Origin of the sequence: Glycomyces sp. NRRL B-16210 (genome assembly GCF_000719515.1) — a bacterium.
GTDB lineage: Bacteria > Actinomycetota > Actinomycetes > Mycobacteriales > Micromonosporaceae > Glycomyces.
Map to the genome: position 1 here is coordinate 391,760 of NZ_JOGR01000010.1, position 24,957 is coordinate 416,716.

17 protein-coding genes and 1 pseudogene are annotated in these 24,957 nt (G+C 71.1%); 9 read left to right on the forward strand and 9 right to left on the reverse strand.

Going from position 1 to position 24,957, the window contains the following annotated elements; translation table 11 throughout:
• Positions 1–118: 118 nt before the first annotated feature.
• The 5 genes and pseudogenes from IF12_RS0115930 to gltB all read right to left on the reverse strand — a co-directional run.
• Positions 119–2,212: pseudogene (locus IF12_RS0115930) on the reverse strand (acyltransferase family protein); the annotation flags it as partial.
• 204 nt (positions 2,213–2,416) lie between these two features.
• The gene (locus IF12_RS0115935; protein WP_030160058.1) at positions 2,417–3,307 is read right to left on the reverse strand and encodes an acyl-CoA thioesterase II; all 891 of its coding nucleotides are present in this window, start codon (positions 3,305–3,307) and stop codon (positions 2,417–2,419) included.
• Positions 3,308–4,717 carry a pyruvate kinase gene (gene pyk / locus IF12_RS0115940; RefSeq protein WP_081913646.1) on the reverse strand — a complete coding sequence of 470 codons (1,410 nt, stop codon included), beginning with the start codon at positions 4,715–4,717 and terminating at the stop codon, positions 3,308–3,310.
• A 147-nt stretch (positions 4,718–4,864) separates the two neighbouring features.
• On the reverse strand, positions 4,865–6,334 hold the full coding sequence (locus tag IF12_RS0115945; RefSeq protein ID WP_030160067.1) for a glutamate synthase subunit beta: 1,470 nt from the start codon (positions 6,332–6,334) through the stop codon (positions 4,865–4,867).
• The gene (gene gltB, locus IF12_RS0115950; RefSeq protein ID WP_051704464.1) at positions 6,327–10,838 is read right to left on the reverse strand and encodes a glutamate synthase large subunit; all 4,512 of its coding nucleotides are present in this window, start codon (positions 10,836–10,838) and stop codon (positions 6,327–6,329) included. The genes IF12_RS0115945 and gltB overlap by 8 nt, the downstream gene beginning before the upstream one ends.
• Before the next feature lie 351 nt (positions 10,839–11,189).
• On the opposite strand from gltB, the gene IF12_RS24290 reads away from it, so the two are divergent.
• The 4 genes from IF12_RS24290 to IF12_RS0115970 all read left to right on the forward strand — a co-directional run bounded on the left by IF12_RS24290 (position 11,190) and on the right by IF12_RS0115970 (position 15,432).
• Positions 11,190–12,179: a hypothetical protein gene (locus IF12_RS24290; RefSeq protein ID WP_030160073.1), complete on the forward strand. Its 990-nt coding sequence runs from the start codon at positions 11,190–11,192 to the stop codon at positions 12,177–12,179.
• A gap of 142 nt (positions 12,180–12,321) precedes the next feature.
• The gene (locus IF12_RS27040) at positions 12,322–13,116 is read left to right on the forward strand and encodes a hypothetical protein (RefSeq protein ID WP_030160075.1); all 795 of its coding nucleotides are present in this window, start codon (positions 12,322–12,324) and stop codon (positions 13,114–13,116) included.
• A 78-nt stretch (positions 13,117–13,194) separates the two neighbouring features.
• Positions 13,195–14,139, forward strand: a complete 945-nt coding sequence (locus IF12_RS0115965; RefSeq protein ID WP_030160077.1) for an RNA polymerase sigma-70 factor — start codon at positions 13,195–13,197, stop codon at positions 14,137–14,139.
• A 93-nt stretch (positions 14,140–14,232) separates the two neighbouring features.
• On the forward strand, positions 14,233–15,432 hold the full coding sequence (locus tag IF12_RS0115970; RefSeq protein WP_030160079.1) for an NAD(P)/FAD-dependent oxidoreductase: 1,200 nt from the start codon (positions 14,233–14,235) through the stop codon (positions 15,430–15,432).
• Between the two features lie 63 nt (positions 15,433–15,495).
• On the opposite strand, the gene hisS is transcribed toward IF12_RS0115970, so the two are convergent.
• Both hisS and IF12_RS0115980 read right to left on the reverse strand, forming a co-directional pair.
• The gene (gene hisS / locus IF12_RS0115975; RefSeq protein ID WP_030160081.1) at positions 15,496–16,842 is read right to left on the reverse strand and encodes a histidine--tRNA ligase; all 1,347 of its coding nucleotides are present in this window, start codon (positions 16,840–16,842) and stop codon (positions 15,496–15,498) included.
• Between the two features lie 54 nt (positions 16,843–16,896).
• Positions 16,897–17,571, reverse strand: coding sequence for an MBL fold metallo-hydrolase (locus IF12_RS0115980; RefSeq protein ID WP_030160083.1), 675 nt, complete (start codon positions 17,569–17,571; stop codon positions 16,897–16,899).
• Positions 17,572–17,735: 164 nt separating this feature from the next.
• Between IF12_RS0115980 and IF12_RS0115985 the strand changes: the two genes are divergently transcribed.
• From IF12_RS0115985 to IF12_RS0116000, 4 genes are all read left to right on the forward strand, one after another.
• Positions 17,736–18,098 carry a hypothetical protein gene (locus IF12_RS0115985; RefSeq protein ID WP_030160085.1) on the forward strand — a complete coding sequence of 121 codons (363 nt, stop codon included), beginning with the start codon at positions 17,736–17,738 and terminating at the stop codon, positions 18,096–18,098.
• A gap of 32 nt (positions 18,099–18,130) precedes the next feature.
• Entirely contained in the window at positions 18,131–19,027 is an 897-nt protein-coding gene (locus IF12_RS26695; protein ID WP_231492619.1) for a peptidylprolyl isomerase, read from the forward strand.
• A gap of 277 nt (positions 19,028–19,304) precedes the next feature.
• Positions 19,305–21,686, forward strand: a complete 2,382-nt coding sequence (locus tag IF12_RS0115995) for a bifunctional (p)ppGpp synthetase/guanosine-3',5'-bis(diphosphate) 3'-pyrophosphohydrolase (RefSeq protein ID WP_081913648.1) — start codon at positions 19,305–19,307, stop codon at positions 21,684–21,686.
• Positions 21,687–21,745: 59 nt separating this feature from the next.
• Positions 21,746–22,231 carry a hypothetical protein gene (locus tag IF12_RS0116000; protein ID WP_197034745.1) on the forward strand — a complete coding sequence of 162 codons (486 nt, stop codon included), beginning with the start codon at positions 21,746–21,748 and terminating at the stop codon, positions 22,229–22,231.
• Here the strand turns inward: IF12_RS0116000 and IF12_RS0116005 are convergent.
• Entirely contained in the window at positions 22,218–23,441 is a 1,224-nt protein-coding gene (locus IF12_RS0116005) for an FAD-dependent monooxygenase (protein ID WP_030160093.1), read from the reverse strand. The genes IF12_RS0116000 and IF12_RS0116005 overlap by 14 nt on opposite strands.
• 151 nt (positions 23,442–23,592) lie before the next feature.
• Here IF12_RS0116005 and IF12_RS25115 point away from each other — a divergent pair, with 151 nt between their 5' ends.
• Positions 23,593–23,796 carry a hypothetical protein gene (locus IF12_RS25115; protein WP_030160095.1) on the forward strand — a complete coding sequence of 68 codons (204 nt, stop codon included), beginning with the start codon at positions 23,593–23,595 and terminating at the stop codon, positions 23,794–23,796.
• Here the strand turns inward: IF12_RS25115 and secF are convergent.
• Positions 23,757–24,950, reverse strand: coding sequence for a protein translocase subunit SecF (secF, locus tag IF12_RS0116015; RefSeq protein WP_051704466.1), 1,194 nt, complete (start codon positions 24,948–24,950; stop codon positions 23,757–23,759). The genes IF12_RS25115 and secF overlap by 40 nt on opposite strands.
• Between the last annotated feature and the right edge of the window lie 7 nt (positions 24,951–24,957).

Sequence of the window (24,957 nt, forward strand, 5' to 3'; positions counted from 1 at the left end):
GAATGGGGCCGAGTCCTACCATGGGAGTGGTATTCGCCTCATATCGCTTCGCTAAACCGGCTTCGGCGGTTTCGACGTCGGGATCACCGTCGATGGGGATCACCGCGGCCAGTTGCGGCGCCAGTTGGGAGGCGAACGTCGGGGTGAGGTGGCTGTCGTCGCGGTAGACGAGGAGGTTGCCGACCACGACGGGGCATTTGCCGGCCTCGACGTCGCAGATCCAGGGGACGGGGTCGATGACGGTGGCCCCGGCCTCGGCCACGGCGTCGAGGGCCGCCTCGCGGCGCTCGGGGTGGGAGATGCCCGCTTCGAGGGTGTTGACGCACACCGAGGCGTTGTCGGGGTTGGCCGAGAGGCAGTCGGGGACGTTCCCCGCGGCCCAGGGGGTGTCGGCGAGGACGTAGATCTCCTCGGTGCCTTCCTGGAGGCGTTCGAGCGAGGCGAGCCAGCCGTCGACCCAGGCGGTGTCGGGGTCGTCTTCGAGGACCTTCTTCTTGTCGGAGGAGGTGGCGATGATCATGTCGGGTTCGAGGTCGGCGATGGTGTCGAGGGCCTCGTCGCGCCATTCGGCGCATTCGGTGTACTCGCGTTCGAGGCTGCCGCTGTACTCGCTGACCTCGGGGATGGAGCACCCGGACTTGGTGAGCACGAGCATCCGCCAGCCGGAGGCCTCGGCGAGCTGGTTGAGCGGCGGGAACCACTGGGCGGCGTGGGAGTCGCCGAACAGGACCAGGTCCTTCTCGCCTTCGGGGTCGCCGAACCAGCAGTGGTCCTTGACCTCGGTGCTCTCCTGGCCGGTGAAGCAGCCGTCGGCGTAGTAGGCGGGCATGTCCTCGGGGGCGTCGTCGAGGGAGGGTTCGAGGTTCGCCGGGACGACGTCCACGCCGGTGGACTCGTCGATGAGCTGCCAGACGGTCGCCCCGTTGCCGGTGACGGCCTCGGCCTCGCCGCCGTCGGTCGTCTGGGCGGGCTGGAGGACCGCCGCGAAGGACACCGCGAGGGTGCAGACCATGAGCGCCCCGCCGAGCGCGAGGGCGCGCGAGGGGACCTGGACGAGGGGCTTGCGGGTGCGGATGGGGTTCTCGACGAGGTGGAAGGTGGCGACGCTGAGCACGAACGCGGCGGCCATGAGCACGAGGTAGTGGCGCAGGCGCGGCTCCTCGACCCCGAGTACGGCCGGGCCGATGACGACCAGCGGCCAGTGCCACAGGTACAGGCCGTAGGAGATCTTCCCGACGTACTGGGCCGGTGCGATGCCGAGCAGGGTCTGGGCGCCGAACCGGTGGGGCGCGCAGCCGGCGGCGATGACGAGGGCGGTGCCTGCGACCGGCAGCAGGGCCGCGTAGCCGGGGAAGACGGTGTTCTCGTCGATGACGAACACGGCGGCGGCGATGAGCGCCAGGCCGATCCAGGAGGCGAGGGCCGCGAGGGGGGCGGGCACGCGCCGCAGCCGGGCGGCGGCGACGGCGATGAGCGCGCCGGCGGCGAGTTCCCATGCGCGGGTGTGGATGCCGAAGTAGGACCAGACCGGGTCGGTCGCCGTCTGCGTGACGCTGAGGAGGAAGGACCCGGCGGCGACGAGCAGCAGCAGGCCCGTGACGGCGCCGACGCGGCGGCGCCGTTCGAGCCCGCGCGGCAGGAACCGCCCGCGGTAGAGGCGGGCGGTGAGCAGGGCGACGCCGATGAGGATGAGCGGCCAGGCGAGGTAGAACTGCTCCTCGACCGCGAGCGACCAGAAGTGCTGGAGCGGCGAGGGCGGGGCGTCGGCGTTGAAGTAGTCGGTGCTGACGTACGCCAGGCGCAGGTTGATGACGTTGAGGGCCGCGGCGACCGCGTCGGCGGCCACGTCGCCGAGGCGGGTGCGCGGCAGCCAGATCCAGGCGGCGACCAATGTGGCGAGCATGACCGTCGCGGCGGCGGGCAGGAGGCGCACGGCGCGGCGGGCGTAGAAGCCGGCCAGGGAGATCTTCCCGGTGCGGTCGATCTCGCGCAGCAGCAGCGAAGTGATGAGGAAGCCGGAGATGACGAAGAAGACGTCGACGCCGACGAAGCCGCCCTCGGAGTGGAAGAACCCGATGTGCGCGGCGATGACGACGATGACGGCCAGGGCGCGCAGCCCTTCGATGTCCGGGCGCCAGTGGCTCGGACGCGCCCGGGGACCCGGCTCGGTGTCGGAGGTCGGGCTCGCGGGTGCAGTTACGGTCGGCCGCATGGCTGGAGGATCTCCGGATTCGCTCGCTGAAAGTGCCCTGCTCCACTGTGAACACGGGAGTGGCCGTCGGACGGGCCGATCGCGGGGGACGGGGCGCCCCGGCGGCTTCCGCCGAACTCGGTCCAGTTTACTGTCGCCGGTCCGGGGCCGACGGCGAGGTGGGGGCGGTCCACACTGAGCGGACCGCCCGTCACGAACCGTGCCTCACGGGACGCCCGGGGGCTCGGGGGTCTCGCGGAGCAGGCCCTCTTGCGTGGCCGAGGCGATGTGGCGGCCGTCGCGGTCGAAGAAGCGCCCCTGGGCGAGGCCGCGCCCGCCCGAGGCGGCCGGGGACTCGGCGTCGTACAGGATCCACTCGTCGGCGCGGAACGGCCGGTGGAACCACAAGGCGTGGTCCAGGCTCGTGCCGAGGTAGCCGCCCGAGCCCCACACCGCGCCGTGGCGCGACAGGACCGAGTCCAGCAGCGTCAGGTCCGAGGCGTAGGTGAGCACGCACACGTGGATGAGCGGGTCGTCGGGGAGCTTCCCGTCGGCCTTCATCCACACCCGCTGGCGCGCTTCGGCGGGCCGCTCCCCCGAGCGGAAGTAGCCCGAGCCGCCCAGGTAGCGCACGTCGATGGGGCGCGGGATGCGCGCCCACATGCTCAAGCGGTCCGGGTCGGCCCGGAGCCGCTCGGCGATGGTCGGCACGTCCTCGGGCGCGGCCACCTCGGGCGCCGGGTCCCCGTGTTCGAGGCCCCGCTCGCCGGTGTGGAAGGACGCGGACATGAAGAAGATCGTCCGCCCGCCCTGGAGGGCCACGGTCCGCCGCACCGAGAAGGAGCGGCCGTCGCGGATGTTCTCCACCTGGTAGAGGATCGGCTTCGAGGAGTCCCCGGGCCGCACGAAGTACCCGTGCAGGGAGTGGACGCGCCGCTCGGGGGCGACGGTGCGGCCGGCGGCGACGAGCGCCTGCCCGGCCACCTGGCCGCCGAAGACCCGCTGGAGCCCGACCTCCGCCCGCGGCCCGCGGTACAGGCCCGTGTCGATCTGTTCCAGGTCGAGGACGGCGAGGAGCGAGTCCACCGCGTCCTGTCCCACCAGGACCTCGCTCATCTACGAGCCGATCTGGTGGACCCGGACGGTGTTCGTCGAACCGGGGGTCCCGGCCGGCGTGCCGGCCACGATGACCACGAGGTCGCCGGGAGCGGCCAGGTGGTGCTCCTGCATGGTCTTGTCGACCAGCTGGAACATCGCGTCGGTGTGGTCGACGTGCTCGACGAGGTAGGAGTCGGTGCCCCAGGACAGGGCCATCTGGTTGCGGACCGACTCGATCGGGGTCAGGCCGTAGATCGGGCGGTTCGGCTTGAGCCGGGCCAGGCGCTTGACGGTGTCGCCGGTCTGGGTGAACACCGCGAGGGCCTTCGCGCCGATCGCCTCGGCGATGTCGACGGCCGCGTGGGTGACCGCGCCGGGCTTGGTCTTCGGGTCGTGGTCGAGGCTCGCCAGCCCGATGGGGCCGCCCTCGGTGGTCTCCACGATCTTCGCCATGGTGCGCACGGTCCCGATCGGGTACTTGCCGACCGAGGTCTCGCCCGAGAGCATCACGGCGTCGGTGCCGTCGAGGACGGCGTTGGCGACGTCGGAGACCTCGGCGCGGGTGGGCCGGGCGTTCTCGATCATCGAGTCGAGCATCTGGGTGGCGACGATGACCGGCTTGGCGTTCTCGCGGCAGAGGCGCACGATCTCCTTCTGCACGATCGGGACCTCGTCCAGGGGCATCTCGACGCCCAGGTCGCCGCGGGCGACCATGACGCCGTCGAAGGCCAGGACGATCGACTCCAGGCGGGCGACGGCCTCGGGCTTCTCGACCTTGGCGATGATCGGGCGGCGCACGCCGACCTCGTCCATCACCTTGTGGCCCAGGCGCACGTCGTCGGGGCTGCGCACGAACGACATGGCGATGAGGTCCACGCCGAGGTTGAGCGCGAACTTCATGTCGGCGATGTCCTTCTCGGACAGCGCCGGGACGGAGATCGCCACGTTCGGCAGGGACAGGCCCTTGTTGTTCGAGACCGGGCCCCCTTCGACCACCAGGCACTCGACGTCGGTGTCGTCGGCGCCGAGCACCTCCAGGGCGAGCTTGCCGTCGTCGACCAGGAGGCGGTCGCCCTTGCTGACCTCGCCGGGCAGCTTCTTGTAGGTGCAGGACACGCGGTCGTGGGTGCCCTCGACGTCGTCGGAGGTGATCTTGACGCGGTCGCCCTCGTCCCACTGCTCGACGCCGTTGGCGAAAGTGCCGAGGCGGATCTTGGGGCCCTGCATGTCGGCCAGGATCGCCACGGGCTTCCCGGCGGCCTCGGCGGCCTCGCGGACCATCTGGTAGACGGCCTCGTGGTCGGACTGGGCGCCATGGCTGAAGTTCATGCGGGCGACGTTCATGCCGGCGTCGATCAATCCGGCCATGCGCTCTGGCGTGGCGGTCGCCGGTCCAATGGTGCAAACGATTTTTGCTCTACGAGTCACCCCGTGAGCTTATATCGGACCCGCACTCGCACTCAGGGGGTCACCGCAGATGAGAGGTGCAATGCACCGGTCCGCGAATGCGAGAAAGACATAGGCGGAATTGAGCGGGAACACTAATCGATCCCGCTCGATTCCGCCTATTGCACTTTATGCCGCGAGCGGCTGTGCGCTCGCTTCGACGGGCGCCGGAAGCGCCGTCTGGCCGCCGAGATAGCGGTGCGCGGCCGCGGCCGCGGCGCGCCCCTCGGCGATGGCCCACACGATGAGCGAGGCGCCCCGGTGGGCGTCGCCGGCGACGAACACGCCCGGCGCGTCCGTCTGCCAGTCGTCGCCGCAGTCGATGACGTTGCGCCGGCTGCGCTCGATCCCGAACTGGCGCAGCAGCGGCTGGTCCTCGGTGCCGGCGAAGCCGATGGCCAGCAGCACCAGGTCGGCCGGGACGATCCGCTCGGTGCCCTCGACCGGGATGATGTCCCGCCGGCCCTGGGACTTGTCGACCCGGACCTCGCTGAAGCGCATCTGGCGCACGTGCCCGTGCTCGTCGCCGATGAACTCGGCCGCGGCGCTCGCGTAGTCGCGCTCCCCGCCCTCTTCGTGGGCCGGGTAGTTGCGGACGATGACCGGCCAGGTCGGCCACGGGTCGCGGCCCGCGTCGCGGACCTCGGGCGGGGTCGCGTACAGGTCGAGCTGGCGGACCGAGGCCGCGCCCTGCCGGTGGGCCACGCCCAGGCAGTCCGCGCCGGTGTCGCCGCCGCCGATGATGACCACGTGCTTGCCCTTGGCGTCGATCGGCGCGAACGGGGCCTTGCCCGCCACGACCTGGTTGGCGCCCACGAGGTGCTCCATGGCCTGGTGGATGCCGGCGAGCTCGCGCCCGCTCTGGTCGGTCTCGCGGCCCTCCAGGGCGCCGACGGCGAGGATCACCGCGTCGTGGCGCTCGCGCAGGTCCTCGGCGGTGATGTCGACCCCGACGTTGGTGTCGCAGGCGAACTCGACGCCCTCGGCCCGCATCTGGTCGACGCGCCGGTCGATCTGGTGCTTCTCCAGTTTGAAGTCGGGGATGCCGTAGCGCAGGAGCCCGCCGGGGGCGTCGTCCCTCTCGTAGACGGTGACGGCGTGGCCCGCGCGCGCGAGCTGCTGGGCGGCGGCCAGGCCCGCCGGGCCCGAGCCGACCACCGCGACCGACTTGCCGCTGGAGGCCTCGGCCGGGCGCGGCGCGACGTTCGCGTCGTCGAAGGCGCGGTCGATGATCTCGACCTCGATGTTCTTGATGGTGACAGGGTCGTCGCCGATGCCGAGCACGCACGCGGCCTCGCACGGCGCCGGGCACAGCCGCCCGGTGAACTCCGGGAAGTTGTTCGTCGCGTGCAACTGCTCGATCGCCGCGCCCCACCTGCCGGTGCGGGCCAGGTCGTTCCACTCCGGAATCCGGTTGCCGAGCGGGCAGCCGTTGTGGCAGAACGGGATGCCGCAGTCCATGCAGCGCTCGGCCTGGGCGGTCACCAGCGCCTGCGTGGTGCGGGTGTAGACCTCGCGGTTGTCGAGGATGCGCACCGGCACCGGGCGCTTCCTCGGGACCTCGCGGCCGTGCTCCAGGAATCCGCTGGGATTAGGCATTCGCCGCCTCCTTCTCGGTCAGCACCAGGGTGCGGGTGGCGACCTTGTCAAGGGCCTGCTTGGCGAGGACGGCCTTGTACTCGCGCGGGATGACCTTCGTGAAGCCGCTGGCGGCCCGCGGCCACTCGGCGAGCAGCTCGGCGGCCACCGCCGAGCCGGTCGCGCGGCCGTGGCGCAGCAGCAGGGAGTGGACCAGGTCGATGTCGGAGGCCGACAGCGGGTCGAGGTCCGCCAGCGCGGTGTTGGTGCGCGACTCGTCCAGGCGCCACACGTAGGCGGTGCCGCCGGACATGCCCGCGGCGAAGTTGCGGCCGGTGGGGCCGAGGACGAGGACGGTGCCGCTGGTCATGTACTCGCAGCCGTGGTCGCCCACGCCTTCGACCACGGCGACCGCGCCGGAGTTGCGGACGGCGAAGCGCTCGCCGACCTTGCCGCGCACGTACAGCTCGCCGGAGGTCGCGCCGTACAGGATCGTGTTGCCCGCGATGACGTTGTCCTCGGCCTTGAAGGGCGCGGCGGGGTCGGGCATGACGGCGATGCGCCCGCCCGAGAGGCCCTTGGCGACGTAGTCGTTGGCGTCGCCGAGGAGCTTGAAGGTCGCGCCGCGGGTGAGGAACGCGCCGAAGGACTGCCCGGCGGTGCCGCGGAAGGCGAGGTGGACGGTGTCGTCGGGCAGGCCCTCGCGGTGGGTGCGCGAGATCGCCGCGCCCAGCAGGGCTCCGACGGAGCGGTCGGTATTGCGGATGTCGAGTTCGGCGGTGACGCGCTCGCCGGTCTCGATGGCGGGCCCGGCGAGCTCGACCAGGCGGGCGCCGAGGGTGCTCTGGACGCCGTGGTCCTGGACGGTGGCCTGGATGCGCGGGCCCTCGACGGGCGCGGCGATGATGCCCGACAAGTCCACGCGGGCGGCCTTGCGGCCGGGGCCGGGGATCTGCTTGAGGCGTTCGACCTCGCCGATGGCCTCGTCGAGGGAGCGGTAGCCGAGTTCGGCGAGCAGCTCGCGGACCTCTTCGGCGATGTAGCGGAAGAAGTTCTCCACGAACTCGGGCGAGCCGTCGTAGCGTTCGCGCAGGACCGGGTCCTGGGTGGCGACGCCGACCGGACAGGTGTCGAGGTGGCACACGCGCATCATGACGCACCCGGCGACGACGAGCGGGGCGGTGGCGAAGCCGTAGCCCTCGGCGCCCAGGAGCGCGGCTACGACGACGTCGCGGCCGGTCTTCATCGCGCCGTCCACTTCGAGGCGGACGCGGTCCCTCAAGCCGTTGCGCACCAGGGTCTGCTGGGCCTCGGCGAGGCCGATCTCCCAGGGGGTGCCCGCGTGCTTGATGGAGTTGGCCGGGCTCGCGCCGGTGCCGCCGTCGTAGCCGGAGATGAGGATGGTGTCGGCCTTGGCCTTGGAGACGCCCGCGGCGACGGTGCCGACGCCCACTTCGGAGACGAGCTTCACGTGGACCTCGGCGTCGCCGCCTCCGGCGTGCTTGAGGTCGTGGATGAGCTGGGCGAGGTCCTCGATGGAGTAGATGTCGTGGTGCGGGGGCGGGCTGATGAGGCCCACGCCGGGCGTCGAGTTGCGGGTCTTGGCGATCCACGGGTGGACCTTGTTGCCCTGAAGCTGCCCGCCTTCGCCGGGCTTGGCGCCCTGGGCCATCTTGATCTGGATGGCGTCGGCGGTGGCGAGGTATTCGGAGGTGACGCCGAAGCGGCCGGAGGCGACCTGCTTGATGGCGCTGCGCCGCTCGGGGTCGTAGAGGCGTTCGACGTCCTCGCCGCCCTCGCCGGAGTTGGAGCGTCCGCCGAGGCGGTTCATGGCGATCGCGAGGGTCTCGTGGGACTCGATGGAGAGCGCGCCGTAGGACATGGCGCCGGTGTGGAAGCGCTTGACGATCGCCGAGACCGGTTCGACCTCGTCGATGGGGACGGGCGGGCGGCTGTCGTCGAAGCCGAGCATCCCGCGCAGCAGCCCGGAGTCGGCGGCGAGCGCGTCGACTTTGCCGGTGTAGCGCTTGAAGACCTCGTACTGGCCCGAGCGGGTGGCGTGCTGGAGCAGGAACACCGTCTCGGGGTTGAACAGGTGGACTTCGCCTTCGCGGCGCCACTGGTAGTCGCCGCCGGGCGGCAGCGGCTCCTCGGCGTCGACTTTGCGCTCGTAGGCGGCGCGGTGGCGTTCGGCGACCTCTTTGGCGAGGGTCTGGAGGCCGATGCCGCCGATGGAGGAGTCGGTGCCGGTGAAGTAGCGGTCGACGAAGTCGGTGTCGAGGCCGACGGCCTCGAAGATCTGCGCGCCGGTGTAGGAGGCGATGGTGGAGATGCCGATCTTCGACATGACCTTGAGCACGCCTTTGCACAGCGCGTTGATGTAGTTCTCGATCGCCTGGGCGGGTTCGGCGTCGACCACGCCCTGGGCGCACAGCTCCTCGACGGAGTCGAAGGCGAGGTAGGGGTTGATCGCGGCGGCGCCGTAGCCGAGGAGGACCGCGGCGTGGTGGACCTCGCGGCAGTCGCCGGTCTCGACCAGGAGCGCGACCTTGGTGCGGGTCTGCTCGCGGACGAGGTGCTGGTGGACGGCGGCGGTGAGCAGGAGCGAGGGGATCGGGGCGAAGTCGGCGGTGGAGTCGCGGTCGGAGAGCACGAGGATGCGCACGCCGTCCTCGATGGCCTCGGAGACGTGGCGACAGATCTCGACCAGGCGGTCCTTGAGGCCCCGCGAGCCGTGGCGGGCCTTGTAGACCCCGGAGACGCGCACGGCTTTGAAGCCGGGCATGTCGCCGTCCTCGTCGATGTGGAGGATCTTCGCGAGTTCCTCGTTGGTGAGGACGGGGCGGGCCAGCTCGATCTGGCGGCACGAGTGCGGGCCCGGTTCGAGCAGGTTGCCCTCGGGGCCGACGGTGGTGCCCAGCGCGGTGACGAGCTGTTCGCGGATGGCGTCGAGCGGGGGGTTGGTGACCTGCGCGAACAGTTGCGTGAAGTAGTCGAACAGGAGCTTGGGGCGCTTGGAGAGCCCGGCGATGGGCGTGTCCGAGCCCATGGAGACCAGGGGCTCTTCGCCCTTGGCGGCCATGGGGGCGACGAACATGCGCAGTTCCTCGTCGGTGTAGCCGAAGGTGAGCTGGCGGCGGCGCACGGACTCGGGGTCGTAGGGCAGGTGCCGGCGTTCGGGCAGCTCTTCGAGGCGGATGAGGCCGGCGTGGAGCCAGTCGCCGTAGGGGTGCTCCTTGGCGAGGGAGTCCTTGACCTCCTCGTCGTCGAGGATGCGCCCGGCGCCGGTGTCGACCAGGAACATGCGGCCCGGCTCCAGGCGGCCCTTCTGGACGACCTGCGCGGGCTCGATGTCGACCACGCCCGCTTCGGAGGCGAGCACGACGAGGTCGTCGGTGGTGCGCCACCAGCGGGCGGGGCGCAGGCCGTTGCGGTCGAGGACCGCGCCGATCTGGACGCCGTCGGTGAAGCAGACCGCGGCGGGCCCGTCCCACGGCTCCATGATCGAGGCGTGGTAGCGGTAGAAGTCGCGGCGCTTGGGGTCCATGGTCGCGTTGTGCTCCCAGGCCTCCGGCATCATCATGAGCATCGCGTGGGGCAAGCTGCGCCCGCCCAGGTGCAGCAGCTCGACGACCTCGTCGAAGTTGAGCGAGTCCGAGCTGTTGGGGGTGTTGATCGGGAAGAGGCGGCGCAGGCGCCCGGGCAGGTGCGCGGTGGCGAGTTCGGCCTGGCGGGCGGTCATCCAGTTGCGGTTGCCGCGGATGGTGTTGATCTCGCCGTTGTGGGCGACCATCCGGAACGGGTGGGCCAGCGGCCAGGACGGGAAGGTGTTGGTGGAGAACCGCGAGTGGACCAGGGCGATGGCGCTCTGGAGGCGCTCGTCGGCGAGCTCGGGGTAGAACTGCGGCACCTGCGCGGGGGTGAGCATCCCCTTGTAGACGACGGTGCGCGAGGAGAGGCTGACGATCGCGGCGGCGCCGAGGTGGCGTTCGCGCATCTCGCGCTCGGCCTGCTTGCGCACGGCGTACGCGAGGCGGTCGAGGTCGAGTCCGGAGGCGGCGGCGTCCTCGGCGGCGAGGAAGACCTGGGAGACGCGCGGCTTCGAGCCGAGCGCGGCGGCGCCGAGTCCGGAAGCGTCGGTGGGCACGTCCCTCCAGCCGAGCACGCGGCAGCCCTCGGCCACGGCGTACTTCTCGACGATGGAGCGGGCGCGGCCGGTCTCCTCGTCGCTCTCGGGGGTGAACACCAGGCCGGCGGCGTAGTGGCCGGCCTCGGGCAGACTGAACCCGGCGACCTCGCGGTAGAAGGCGTCGGGGATCTGGAGCATGATGCCGGCGCCGTCGCCCGAGTCGGGGTCGGGGGCGGTGGCGCCGCGATGCTCCATGCGGACGAGCGCGGACAGGCCGCGCGCGATGACGCCGTGGGCGGCGCGGCCGCGCATGTCCGCAACGAAGGCGACGCCGCAGGCGTCGTGTTCCCATGCGGGGCGGTAAAGACCGGGCTCAGAGTTCAGGGCAGAACGCAACCGTGGCCTCCTTCGTCGTCGAGGGCTCCTGAAGCGAGTGGGGCGCCGGAGCACAACGGTGTGTCGAACAACGGGACGACGTCGGCCCGAGAGAATGCAAAGTGTCAGGCGAGTGTAATGCATCGCTCATCTAGCGGACACCATCGTCCTACGATCCGAGCAGCTAGCGCGGTTTTTCTCCGCGGCGTCGCAAAGCCCCGCAACCGCTCCGCAATGGCGGTGTAACAGGGGGGCGGGCCGCGCGCGGTTGTGGCGATCGGTGGCTAGAGTGATCGCATATCGCACGGCGCCCATTCCCCGTGTTCGCACCCCCCACCTTTCCAGAGTACGTTCGCAAGGAGCCATTCACCAATGACCTATCCCCCGCCCCCTGGCTACGGCCAGCAGCCCCAGCAGCCGGGATACCCGCCGCAGCAGCAGGGCGGATACGCATCGCCCCAGCCGCAGCCGTCGCCGTACGGCCAGCCGCCCGCGCAGCCCGGCTACGGGGCGCCGCAGCAGCCCGGGTTCCCGCCGCCGCAGGGCGGCGGCCCCTACGGCGGCCCGCCGCCGATCCCGCCGAGCGCCGGCGGCGGCGGCGGCGGCTTCGGCCAGTTCGCGAAGGACACCGGCAAGGGCCTGCTGTGGAAGCTCATCCCCGTGATCCTGGTGGTCCTCGGGCTCGGCATCTACTTCGTGGTCAAGCTGGCCGGCGGCACCAGCGCGAGCGAGGCGCTGAGCGACCTCAACGACTCCGACACCGCCGCGGGCGTCGAGGCCGGCGAGTGCCTCTCCTCGTGGGAGTACTCCTTCAGCGTCTCGGAGGACCCGCTCGCCGAGCTCGTCGTCGACTGCTCCTCGCCCGACGCGGCCTGGACGGTCACCTCGGTCGAGGAGGACGTGGACCACATCCGCGCCGACTCCGCCGGCGTGGCCGACGACCTCGCCCCGATCGTCGAGATCTGCGGCGACGAGGTCCTCAGCTACCAGTTCGGCGAGACGTGGAAGGACTTCAACTACGTCGTCGACTCCTCGGGCGGCAAGCTCGACTACCTCATCTGCACCGAGTCGGTCGACCAGCCCGACTCGCAGGGCCGCACCGCGCGGATGCCCGGCGTCGGCGACTGCTTCAGCGAGGACGACGGCTGGTACGTGCGCGACTGCGCCTCGGCCACCTACGAGGTGACCGTGACCGTGCCGGTCGACCCGCCGGTGGCCATGACCGAGGACGAGATCTTCGCGGCCGCCGCCTCGTGCGGCCAGGAGGACTACATCTGGACGGTCTACCAGCTCACCGACCCGGCCGGCTACGCCGACACCGACCCGGTGACCGGCGTCCTCTGCGCCACCTACACCTACTAGAGCGCTGCATCTGAGGGCCGTCCCCGCGGGGGGCGGCCCTTTCGCGTGCCTGGAGAGATCAGAGTTCGCAGAGAAGCAATATGATGGAATCCAAGCGCTCAGACCACGCCTTGCAAGCCCGGCCACGCGACGGAGACCCCCCATGACCTACCCGCCTTCGAACCCCTACGACCCCTCCCAGCCGCCGGGCTACGGGCAGCCCACGCCCGCGCCCCAGCACTACACGACCGACGCCGACCCCTACGCCCGCCCCGACTCGTACGGGCCCGGCACCGGCTACGGCAACCCGCCGCTGAACGTCCAGCCCGGCAGCGCCCCGCCCGGCCAGCCCTACTCCCCCGGCCCCGGCTTCAGCCCCGCGACCGGCGGCTACACCCAGCCGCCCGTCGGCCCGCCCGGCGGGGCCTTCCAGCCCGGCCAGGCGGCCCCGCCGCCGCCCAAGGGCACCTCCAACGCGCCCTTGATCATCACCTTCATCGTGGTGATCCTGGCCATCGCCGGCGGCGGGATCTTCCTGGTCGCCAACCTCGGCGACGACGGCGACCCGGTCGCCGAGGAGAGCACCAGCGCCCCCGACGAGGAGACCTCCGAGCCCGACGAGGTCACGAGCGCGGAGACCCCGTCCGAGGAGGTCACCACCGACTCCGGCTCGGTCTACCGCGTGCCGAAGGAGGGCGAGTGCATCGAGAACGTCGAGTCCGGCTTCTACGTCGTCTCCTGCGACTCGGCCGACGCCTACTGGTACGTCGTCCACATCGAGCAGAACCCCTCCGACCCCGACCCGGACGACAGCTGGCACTCGGTGGCCGCCAACAACGCCTGCTCGGGCTATGAGTGGACCCAGTACTACTTCACCGACACCGCCATCGCCGCCGGACGCGACTGGGACCCGTCCATCGACTCGATCACCGCGATCTACTGCGTGCGCGAGGTCTAGCGCAAGGCGTCGGACACGGCGCTCTGCGGCGCGACCGGACCGGGCCCTGCGGGCCCGGTCCGCGTTAGTATCGGCCCCATGGCGATCACCTCCGGAGACCTTGAGCGGTTCGAGGCCCACCGGCCGCGCCTGGAGGCCATCGCCTACCGGATGCTCGGCTCGGCCGGCGAGGCCGAGGACGCCGTCCAGGAGGCCTACCTGCGCTGGGAGGCCGCCGACCGCGAACGCGTCGACGTCCCCGAGGCGTGGCTCACCAAAGTGGTCACCAACCTGTGCCTCAACCAGCTGACCTCGGCCCGCGCCCGCCGCGAGACCTATGTGGGCCAGTGGCTCCCCGAACCGCTCCTCGCCGGGGACCCCATGCTCGGCCCGGCCGACACGGTCGAGCAGCGCGAATCGGTCTCCCTGGCCGTGCTCGCCCTCGTCGAGCGCCTGTCCCCGGTGGAGCGGGCGGTGTACGTGCTCAAGGAGGCCTTCGCCTACCCGCACGCCGAGATCGCCCGCATCCTCGACATCAGCACCGCCAACAGCCAGCAGGTCTACCACCGCGCCAAGCGGCACGTGGTCGAGGGCCGGGCCCGCGCCGATGTCGACGAGGCCGGCGCGCGCCGCATCGTCGAGGAGTTCCTGGCCGCGGCCACCACCGGCGAGACCGAACCGCTCGTGCGTCTGCTCACCGGCGACGCGGTGAGCATCGGCGACGGCGGCGGGAAGGTCCCCGCCCGCGCCAAGGCGTTCGCCGGCGCGACCGCGGTCGCGACGTTCATGCGGGGCCTGTTCAAGCCCTCCAAGGCCAAGCACGACCTGCTCGGCGGCCCCGCCGAGGTCTACGGGACCGTCGCCAACAACGTGCCGGCGATCATCGCGGTCGTGGACGGCCGGATCGTCGGGATCATGTGCCTGGAGGTCACCGACCAGGGCATCGCCTCGATCCTCAACCAGGTCAACCCCGACAAGCTCGAACGCGCCACCGCGCGCTGGGCCGCCGCCGAGCACGGGGAGCCGCTGCTCAAGTCCTGGTAGCGCCCGTGTGATCGGCTTCATGCCGCACCGGTGTCAGCAAACTGCGGGCCGTCCGGTTCAAGTGGTGAACCACCGCGAGACAGGAGCACGGACATGCAGCACCGCATCATCGTCCTCGGAGCCGGATACACCGGGGCCGTCACCGCCGGTCGCCTCGCCAGGCGGCTGCGCCCCGAGGACGTCCACATCACCCTCGTCAACGCCGAGCCCGACTTCGTCGAGCGCGTCCGGCTGCACCAGCTGGCCGCCGGCCAGGACCTCAAGCCGCGGCCGCTGGCCGAGATGTTCGCCGGCACCGGCGTCGAGGTCCGCCTCTCCCGGGTCACCGCCGTCGACACCGAGCGCGGGACCGTCGCCGTCACCGACGCCGACGGCGAGGCCGACCTCGCCTACGACACGCTCGTCTACGCGCTCGGCAGCGGCTGGACCGACCACGGCGTCCCCGGCGCCGCCGAGCACGCCTACGAGATCGCGAGCCGGCCCGGGGCACTGCGGCTGCGCGAGCGCCTCGCGCGCCTCGAAGCCGGAAAGACCGTCACCGTCGTCGGCGGCGGCCTCACCGGGCTGGAGGCGGCCACCGAGTTCGCCGAGGCACGCCCCGACCTGCGCGTGACGCTCGCCGCCCGCGGCGGCCTGGGCGACTGGGTCTCGCCGAAGGCGCGGGCGCACCTGCGCAAGGTCCTGGCCGGACTGCGTATCGAGGTGCGCGAGCACACCGACGTCGCACGGGTCGAGTCCGGAGCGGTCGTGACCGCCGAGGGCGAGTCGATCCGCTCGGACGCGACGGTGTGGACCACCGGTTTCGCCGCCCACCCGATCGCGGCGGCGACCTCGCTGGAGACGACCGGGAGCGGGCAGATCGTGGTCGACGCGACCATGGCCTCGGTCTCGCACCCGAACGTCTACGCCGTCGGCGACGCCGCCTACGCCATGGGCTCGGCCGGCAAGCCGCTGCGGATGTCGTGCGCCTCGGGCATCCCGACCGCATGGCAGGCCGCCGATTCCATCGCCGCGCGCCTGACCGGCGGGAAGCTCCCGAACGCGCCGCTGCGCTACGTCAACCAGTGCATCTCGCTGGGCCGCGGCGAAGGGCTCATCCAGTACGTGTCCGCGGACGACACGACCCGCAGCTTCTCACTGCGCGGCCGCAACGCCGCCCGCTACAAGGAGCTGATCTGCAAGGGCGCGGCCTGGGGCGTGGCGAACCCCTTCTTCAAGATGCCGGTGCGCCGCAAGAAGGTCCGCACCGCCGAGCGCGGCGCGGCGCGGGCCGCCGCGAACGCCACGGCCTGAGAGAGGGAACCGGAAGGGCCGCGCTCGCATCGAGCGCGGCCCTCGCCGTCGTTGTGCGCCGACTCAGGCGGCGACGATGCCGGGATGCAGGTCCTCGGCCGGGGGGTTCCAGGCGTCGACGTCCACAGTGGCCTGATCGCCGGAGCGGATGTCCTTGATCTGGTGGCCCTCCTCGTTGGCGCTGAGCCCCTGTTCCCCTCCGGGGAAGAGCACGAACGGGATGCCGCGCTTGTCGGCGAACTTGATCTGCTTGCCGAATTTCGCCGCCGAGGGCGAGACCTGGGTGGGGATGCCGCGGCGGCGCAGGCGCTGGGCGAGGGCGTTGGCGGCGGTCCGCTCGTCCTCGTTCGCGAGCGCGACGAGCACGCAGGTGGGGACCTCGCGGGTGGCGGTGAGCGCGCCCGAGTTGAGCAGGGGCACCAGCAGTCGCGAGACGCCGATGGACAGGCCCACGCCCGGGTAGGTGTTCTTGCCGTCGGAGGCGAGCGTGTCGTAGCGCCCGCCCGAGCACACCGAGCCGAAGTGCTCCTCGCCCTCGATGAAGACCTCGTACACGGTGCCGGTGTAGTAGTCGAGGCCGCGGGCGATCTTCAGGTCGGCGACGACGAAGCCGGGGGCGGCCTCGGCGGCGGCCGCGACCACCGCGGACAGCTCGCTCAGGCCCTCCTCCAGCAGCTCGTTCGTGACGCCGAGGGCGCGGACCTCGCCGACGAAGGAGGTGTCCTCGGCGCTGATGCCGGCCAGGCGCAGGCAGGCCTCGGCCTGCTCAGGGCTCGCGTCGACCTTCTCGATGAGCTGCTTGGCGACCGCTTCGGGCCCGATCTTGTCGAGCTTGTCGATGATCCGCAGCGCCTCCTCGGTGTCGGCGATGCCGACCCCCTGGTAGAAGCCCTGGGAGAGCTTGCGGTTGTTGACGTGCATCCGGACCTTCGGGATCGGCAGGCCGCGCAGGGCGTCGGCGACGACGAGCGCCACCTCCACCTCGTAGTGCGCGGGCAGCGCGTCGCGGTCGACGATGTCGATGTCGGCCTGCCAGAACTCGCGGAAGCGGCCCTCCTGGGGGCGCTCGCCGCGCCACACGGGCTGGATCTGGTAGCGGCGGAACGGGAAGTTGAGCTTCCCGGCGTTTTCGAGCACGTACCGCGCGAAGGGCACCGTGAGGTCGAAGTGGAGGCCGAGCCCGGCGTCGGCGCCCTCGGCGTCGGCCTGGAGGCGGCGCAGCACGTAGACCTCGCGGGAGGTCTCGCCCTTGCGCAGGAGCTGGTCCATCGGCTCGACGGCGCGGGTCTGGAGGTTCGCGAAGCCGTGGAGTTCGAAGGCGCGGCGGAGATGGTCGACGACCTGCTGCTCGACGATCCGCTGCCGGGGCAGCAGTTCGGGGAAGCCCGAGAGCGGCTGGGGTCGTGACATGGCGGTCTCCTCGTTTGGAACGGTGGCGGGAACGGTCGCGGACTGCGGGCGCCGCTAATGGGCGCTCTGGGCCGCGCGCTTGAGGTAGGGGTTGCCGGTGCGCTCGGCGGCGATGGTGCTGCTCGGCCCGTGCCCGGGGAGGACGACCGTGGCGTCGTCCAGCGGCAGGACCTTGCGCCGCAGGCTGTCCCACATGGCGTCCTCGCTGCCGCCGGGCAGGTCGGTGCGGCCGATCGCGCCGCGGAAGAGCACGTCGCCGGTGAGCGTGTACGGCGCTTCGGCGTCGGCGGTGTGGAACATGGCCGAGCCGGCGGTGTGGCCGGGGGCGTGGTCGACGGTGAAGCGCATCCCGGCGAGTTCGAAGACGCCGCCGTCGGCGAGCGTCTCGACCCGGTCGGGCTCGGTCCAGTCGAGGCCGGTGCCGACCAGCGACATCATGTTGGCCCCGAAGCCCCTGGTGGGGTCTTCGAGCAGGTGCGCGTCGTCGGCGTGAATGAAGGCGGGCACGTCGTTGGCCCCGCACACGGGGGTGACCGAGAAGGTGTGGTCCAGGTGGCCGTGCGTCAAGACGACGGCGACGGGCTTGAGGCCGCGGTCGGCGAGCAGGTCCTCCAGGCGCGGCGCGACGCCGATGCCCGGGTCGACGACCACGCACTCGGCGCCGGGGCCTTCGGACAGCACGTAGCAGTTCGTGCCGAACGCATCCGCCACCAGCGTCTCGATGAGCACCCGCGCCTCCCCCTACTTCGCGGGCCCAGGATACACGGGGCATCCTGCGGTGACGCGTCTGACTTGACCCGGTTAGACTGCGGAACTCGTAACCCCCAGAACGCGCGAGCGGTTTTCACGCGCCACCGCGTTCGACAGATACCGGCAGTCGTAGGAGGCCCGAGGTGCCCGCCAAGTCCAAGCACATGGAGCGGCGCAAGCAGCGCATCGCGAACGCGAAGAAGAACGCGCGTCTCGCAGGGAAGCTGCGCCGACGCCGCCGCCTCCAGGCGTTGTTCGGGCTCCTCGCGATCGCGGCGGTGCTGACCCTCGCCTTCCTGTGGCAGACCGGGTTCTTCGAGTCCGAGCCCGAGACCGAGGAGTTCCCCACCGGCGAGTTCGAGGAGGACCCCCTCCTCGACCCCGAACTCGACGCCGAGCTCGACCCTGAGGCCGACCCCGACGCCGAGGCGACGGAGGACCCGGCCGGCGAGGCCGACGAGGACCCCGCCGGCGAGGCGGACGAGACCGATTCCGAGACCGAGTAAACACCCCTTAACCGCGCGAAGGAGAACCGACGGTGGCGTCGAAACAAGCCCAGCGCCTGGCCGCCCGGCAGCAGTTGGAGCAGCGCATGTCCGTGAAGGCCGACGAGGAGCGGCGCAAGCGCACCGTCCTGTGGAGCATCGGCGGCGTCGCGGGCCTGGTCGCCCTCATCGTCATCGCCGTGCTCGCGGTCAAGCTCTTCGCCCCCGAGGACGAGGAGGGTCCGGCCTCGGACCCCGACATCGCCGGCCTGATCGCGGACGCCGAGGCCGCCTCGACCCGCTGCGACGGCGTCGAGCCCAGCGGCGAGGGCGAGCTCGGCGAGGCCGTCGAGGGCCTGACGGACGGGCGCCCCGCCCAGGACGTCTACCTCGAGTGCTTCCAGATGAGCGCCCCCGACGCCTCGGCGACCAGGGACTGCCTCTACAACTCCGTCGACGGCGTCAGCCCGACCCCGCTGTTCACCCAGCCCGCGGCCGGGACGCAGGAGATGACGATCGTCACCAACCTGGGCACGATCACCGCGGACATCGACACCGGGCGCGCCCCCTGCACCGCCGGGTCGTTCACGACGCTCGCGCAGGACGACTACTTCGACGGCCAGCAGTGCCACCGGCTGACGACCGACGGCATCTGGGTCCTCCAGTGCGGCGACCCCGACGCGCGCGCCGCGATCGAGGGCGGGACCCCCGAGATGGCGGGCATGGGCTCCCCGGGCTACCAGTACAACGAGGAGAACCTGCCGGTCCAGGCCGAGGCGAACTACCCGGCGGGGACCATCGCGATGGCCAACGCCGGCGCGGGCACCACCGGCAGCCAGTTCTTCATCGTCTACGAGGACACGACGCTCCCGGCCTCCTACACGGTCCTGGGCCAGATCACCTCCGGCCTGGACATCGTCGAGCAGGTGGCCGCCGCGGGCGCGATGTAGCGAGCGGCTCGGTGCGAAGCGGCTCACGGTCGCCAGGGGGTCTTGACGGCCCCTCGGCGAGCCGGTGTCAGAGGCCGTTCGGTCGCCCGGGAGGCGCGAGGGCCTTCGCATACAGGCGTTGTAGGCGAAGGCCCGACCACGAAGCGGGCGGGCGAACGGGCCGCACGGCGGCCGTCAGGGCTCCGTCGACACCCCTTAGGGGGAGTCGCTCCGCACGGGCCCGGGCCCCGCGAAGCTAGGATGGGTGTCGAAGCTTTGTTGAGGTTTTGAGAATCCGATGAGCCGTGTGGAGACCGAGGAGGCGTCCGTGGTGACCGAGCGAGCCGCGACCGGCGATACCGCCGACGCCGTGCCCGCCGCGAGCGGCCCCACCGGGCCGCCCACGGGCCGGCGGATGCGGGCGCGCCTGGCGCGATTCAACGCCCCGTGGCAGTCCTCCCAGCTCCCCGAGGTCCTCGAACCGCTGGTGGCGGCCCACCGGGCCGCCCATCCCCGCGCCGACGTGCGGCTGCTCCAGCAGGCCTACACGCGGGCCGAGGAGCTGCACAGCGGCCAGTTCCGCAAGTCCGGGGACCCGTACATCACCCACCCGCTCGCGGTCGCCTCGATCCTGGCCGAGCTGGGCATGGACACGAACACGCTCGTGGCCGCGCTGCTCCACGACACCGTCGAGGACACCGACTACGAGCTGGACGAGCTCGGCGCCGAGTTCGGCGGGGAGGTCGCGCTCCTGGTCGACGGCGTCACCAAGCTCGACAAGGTGAAGCTGGGCGACGCGGCCAAGGCCGAGACGATCCGCAAGATGGTCGTGGCCATGGCCAAGGACCCGCGGGTGCTCGTCATCAAGCTCGCCGACCGCCTCCACAACATGCGCACCCTGACGTTCCTGCCGCCCGAGAAGCAGGAGCAGAAGGCCCGCGAGACCCTGGAGATCCTCGCTCCCCTGGCCCACCGCCTGGGCATGAACACCATCAAGTGGGAGCTGGAGGACCTGTCCTTCGCGACGCTGTACAAGAAGCGGTACTCCGAGATCGCGCGGCTGGTCTCCGAGCACTCCCCGCAGCGGGAGATGCTGCTCCAGCAGGTCATCGCGCAGGTCAAGGACCACCTGAAGAACTCGCGCATCAAGTCCGAGGTCTCCGGGCGACCGAAGCACCTGTACTCGATCTACCAGAAGATGATCGTGCGCGGGCGCGACTTCAACGACATCTACGACCTGGTGGGACTGCGCATCCTGGTCGAGAACGAGCGGGACTGCTACGCGGCGCTCGGTGTGATCCACTCGAACTGGCAGCCGGTGCCGGGTCGGTTCAAGGACTACATCGCGATGCCGAAGTTCAACATGTACCAGTCGCTGCACACCACGGTGATCGGCCCGAACGGCAAGCCCGTGGAGATGCAGATCCGCACGTGGGCGATGCACCGCACCGCCGAGTACGGCATCGCGGCGCACTGGAAGTACAAGGAGACGAAGAACTCCACCGTCGCCGGCCCGCCCGCGCACATCGACGACATGGCGTGGCTGCGCCAGCTCCTCGACTGGCAACGCGAGGCCGCCGACCCCTCGGAGTTCCTCGACGCGCTCCGGTTCGACCTGGCCTCCTCCGAGGCGTACGTGTTCACGCCCAAGGGCGACGTCATCGCCCTACCTGCGGGGTCGACCCCGGTGGACTTCGCTTACGCGGTGCACACCGAGGTCGGCAACCGCTGCATCGGCGCGCAGGTCAACGGCAAGATCGTGCCGCTGGAGTCGACGCTGTCCAACGGCGACGTGGTCGAGGTGTTCACCTCGAACTCCAAGACCCCGAACCCGAGCGAGGACTGGCTCGGGTTCGTCAAGAGCCCGCGGGCGCGCACGAAGATCAAGCAGCACTTCAAGCGCGAGCGCCGCGAAGAGGCGATCGAGCAGGGCAAGGACGAGCTGACGCGGGCGATGCGCAAACGCCGCCTGCCGCTCCAGCGGATGCTCACGCACGACAACCTCACCTCGCTCGCGAAGGACTTGAACCTCAAGGACGTCGAGGCGCTGTACGCGGCCCTGGGCGAACACCACGTGTCGCCGACCCAGGTCGTGCAGCGGCTGCTGGAGGTCCAGGGCGGGGCCGAGGGCGCCACCGAGGACATGGCCGAGGCCACCGCGCCGACGCAGCCGGCGCGGATCGTGCCCGAGGCGCACGGCGACATCCACGCCGCGGTCACCGTGGCGGGCATGGACGAGGGCGAGATGCCGGTGCGGCTCGCGCACTGCTGCAACCCGATCCCGGGCGACTCGATCATCGGCTTCGCGACCCGCTACCACGTGATCTCGGTGCACCGCAGGGACTGCGAGAACGCCGAGGAGCGCATCGAGCTCCAGCCCGACCGGGTGCTGGAGGTGCACTGGTCGCGCGACGAGGACGACCAGGCCACGTTCGTGGCCACCGTCCAGGTCGAAGCGCTCGACCGCCACCGGCTGCTGGCCGACGTCACGCAGGTCCTCTCGGGCGAGCGGGTGTCGATCCTGTCGGCGACGGTGACCACCACCAGGGACCGCGTCGCCTTGTCCCGCTTCACGTTCGAGATGGCCACACCGGAGCACCTGGACCACATCATCAAGGTGATCCGCAAGATCGACGGCGTCTACGACGCCTACCGCCTCACCGGCACCGAACGCGTGTAGCGGCCTCCGCGCACGCCTTCGGTATGGTGTGGCGGTTCCCCGCCGGCACAGTAGAAAGCGTGCGCATGACCGACCTCTCCGTTTTCGGCGACGACGAGCTCGCCGACGTCCTGGCCGCCCCGAAGGCGGTGATGGAGGGTGCGATCGTCGCCGACGGAGCGCCGAACGCCCTCCGGTTCCTCAAGGAGCTCACCGCCGCCGCCAAGGTCTTCAAGGAGGCGCAAAGGCACCGCAACGCCCTCGTGAAGGCCGTCGCGAACCGCCTGCGCGAGCGCGACGTCAAGGAGCCGCGCAGCGAAGGCCTCCTCGAACAGGACGAGGCGATCGCGAAGGCGCTCGGCACGACCGAGCGCGCCCTCGCCGCGCTGCGCGAGCGCGCCGGCCAAGAGGACTTCGACGCCTACGGCGCCTGGCTGGTGCGCATCGCCACCAAGGTCGCCGAGGCCGCCCGGTCCAAGTCGGGCGGTTTCTTCAGCAAGAAGGTCGCCGTCAGCGACGGCGAGCGGGAGTTCATCGAAAGGCTCGAAGCCCTCATCGCGCGCTGAGTCCGGCCGTGGCGTCCCAGTCGATCGTGTAGGCGTACTGCCAGGCGGTCTTCTCCGGAGTCGTGAAGCGCTCCATGAAGAACGGCATCAGCGCGTCCCTGAAGCGGGCGGCGATCGGCCCTGCGGCCTTGGACTGGTTGGTGCGCGCGGCCGCGGCGATCACGCGCTCGACGCGGGCCCTGCGCGCCCGGGTGTAGGCGGTGAAGGCTCGGTCGATCGGCAGGTCGCGCAGGCACCGGGCGAGTTCGACCGCCGATTCGATCGCGAGGCTCGCGCCCTGGCCCGAGGAGGGCGAGGTGGCGTGCGCGGCGTCGCCGATGATCGCGATCCGGCCCTTGGACCACGCCGGGACGTGCGGCAGGTCCTCAAGGGGCGATGCGGGGATGAACGACTGCGGCGTCACGTGCTCGAGGATTCGCAGGGCCGGGCCCGCGTCGTCGGCGAAGGCCGCGCGCATCCGCTCCATCCACTGCGCGAACGTGGTCTCGCGCATGGCCTCTCGGTCGAGGCGCTTGTGCGGGAGGTTCGCGAACCATCCGGTGCGGTCGCCGTCGGAGACGTACCCGAAGAAGGCCCTGCGGCCGAAGATCATGTGGAAGGCCCCTCCGGTGGAGGGCACTCCCGCGGGGCCGTCGATGAACCCGCCGAGTCCGATGAGGCCGGTGTAGCGCGGGCGCGGCGCGGCCGGGTCGACCAGGCCCCGCGCGACCGAGCGGATGCCGTCGCAGCCGATGAGCAGGTGGGCCTCGGCGGTGGTGTGGTCGTCGAACTGGGCGATGACGCTGTGCCCGGTGTCCACGGCGTCCACGAAGCGCTTGCCGCGCGCGATCGGCACGCCGGCGTCCGCGGCGCGCTCCCTCAGCAGCTCGGCGACCCGCCCGCGCGGCAGCGTCACGTGCCCCGGCAGGTCCGGGTCGGCCTCGATCGCGCCGAGGACCTTGCCGGAGCCGGAGTGGATGACCATGCGCGGGGTGGGGATGCCCGCGGCGGCGAAGTCGGTGTCGGCGTCGATCACCTTCAGCGCGCTCAGTCCGTTCGGGGCCAGCGTCAGCGGCCCGCCCTGCGTGTCGGCGCCGGTCGGGCGGGCCTCGAAGACCTGCGCCTCGATGCCGGCCTTCTGGAGGGCTAGGGCGGCGGCGGGGCCCGCGATGCCGCCGCCGACGATGAGGGCGCTGCGGGCCCGGCCCGTGGAATTCGATGCGTTCGTCATGGTCGCGACGGTATGGAGCAATCGGCCCGCACCGCGTCATCCTCCGGTAGCGTTCTGGATTCGACCGGGGATGTACGGGGAAAACGCTTCGGCGGACCCGGAGTGCTCATATAGTGATTCCGACTCACGTAGGGAGGGGTTCACCGTGGGGATGTCAGACAAGTTCAACGAGATCAAGGACAAGGTCGCGGACAACGCGGACGATCTCAAGGACAAGGCCGGAGAGCTGTACAACAAGGCCAAGGAGTCTCCGGCAGGAGAGAAGATGGGCGGACCGAGAGGGTCCGCCCGCCGTTTCGTGCTCTCAGGTGCCCCTCAGCGGCGCTTGCGCCGCTTCGAGTTGTTCACGTTCTGACGGGGCCGGGATCCTCCCCCGGTCCGCACCGGCGCGGGCTCCTCCAGCAGCTCCAGCGGGAGCTCGTCGGTCTTGGCCCGCACGAGGCGGTCGTCATCGTCGTCCTCGGCGGCGCGGCTCTGCGCGCCCTTGCGGGCGGGCCTGTCGTCCTCGGGCTCGCCGGCGCGCTTGGAGGCGATCTTCTGGTTGTGCCTCCGGTAGACGGCGCTGCGCTCGGCCAGGTCCACCAGCCACGGCGCGGCCAGGAAGATCGAGGAGTACGTGCCGACCACGATGCCGACGAACAGCACCAGCGCGAGGTCCTTGAGCGTGCCGACGCCGAGCAGGCCCACGCCGATGAACAGCAGCGCCCCGACCGGCAGCGCGCCGATCATCGAGGTGTTCAGCGAACGCATCAGCGTCTCGTTGATCGCGTCGTTGACGCCCTCGCCGAAGGTCTTCTGGCGGCTCTGGAGCAGGTGCGCGGTGTTCTCCTGGACCTTGTCGAACACGACCACCGTGTCGTACAGCGAGTACGCCAGGACCGTGAGCGCGCCGACCATCGTCGAGGGCGTGACCTCGAAGCCGACCAGCGAGAACACGCCCGCGATGAGCAGCCCGTCGTAGGCGAGGGCCGCGACCGCGGCGATCGCCATGCGCCGCTCGAAGCGCAGCCAGATGAACACGGTGATGAGGACCAGGAACACGATGAGCGCGAGCAGGGCCTTCTGGGACACCGAGGCGCCCCAGGTGGCCGAGACGGTCGCCGTGGCGATGTCGGAGGTCTCGGCGCCGACCGCGTCCGCCATGGCCTGGCGGATCTCGGCGGCCGTGTCCACGTCCGTGGCCGTGGTGCGGATGACGAAGGCCTGGTCGTCGCCGGTGCCGGTGGACTGGCCGGAGGCGATCTCCGCGCCCGCGGCGGCCGCGGCGGCCTCGACCTCGGTGATGGTCGTGCCGTTGGCCGGCACGGTGTACTGGTTGCCGCCGGCGAAGTCGATGCCCAGCGAGAAGCCCTTGAAGACCATGACGGCCACGCACAGGGCGCCCATGATCGCGGCGATGAGGTACCAGCGCTTGCGCTTGGCCACGAACTGGAAGTCGGTGCGGCCGCGGTAGAGCTTGCTCCAGACGGAGAGGCGCTCGGTCTCGGCGTTCTTCTGATCAGTGCTCATAACCGTT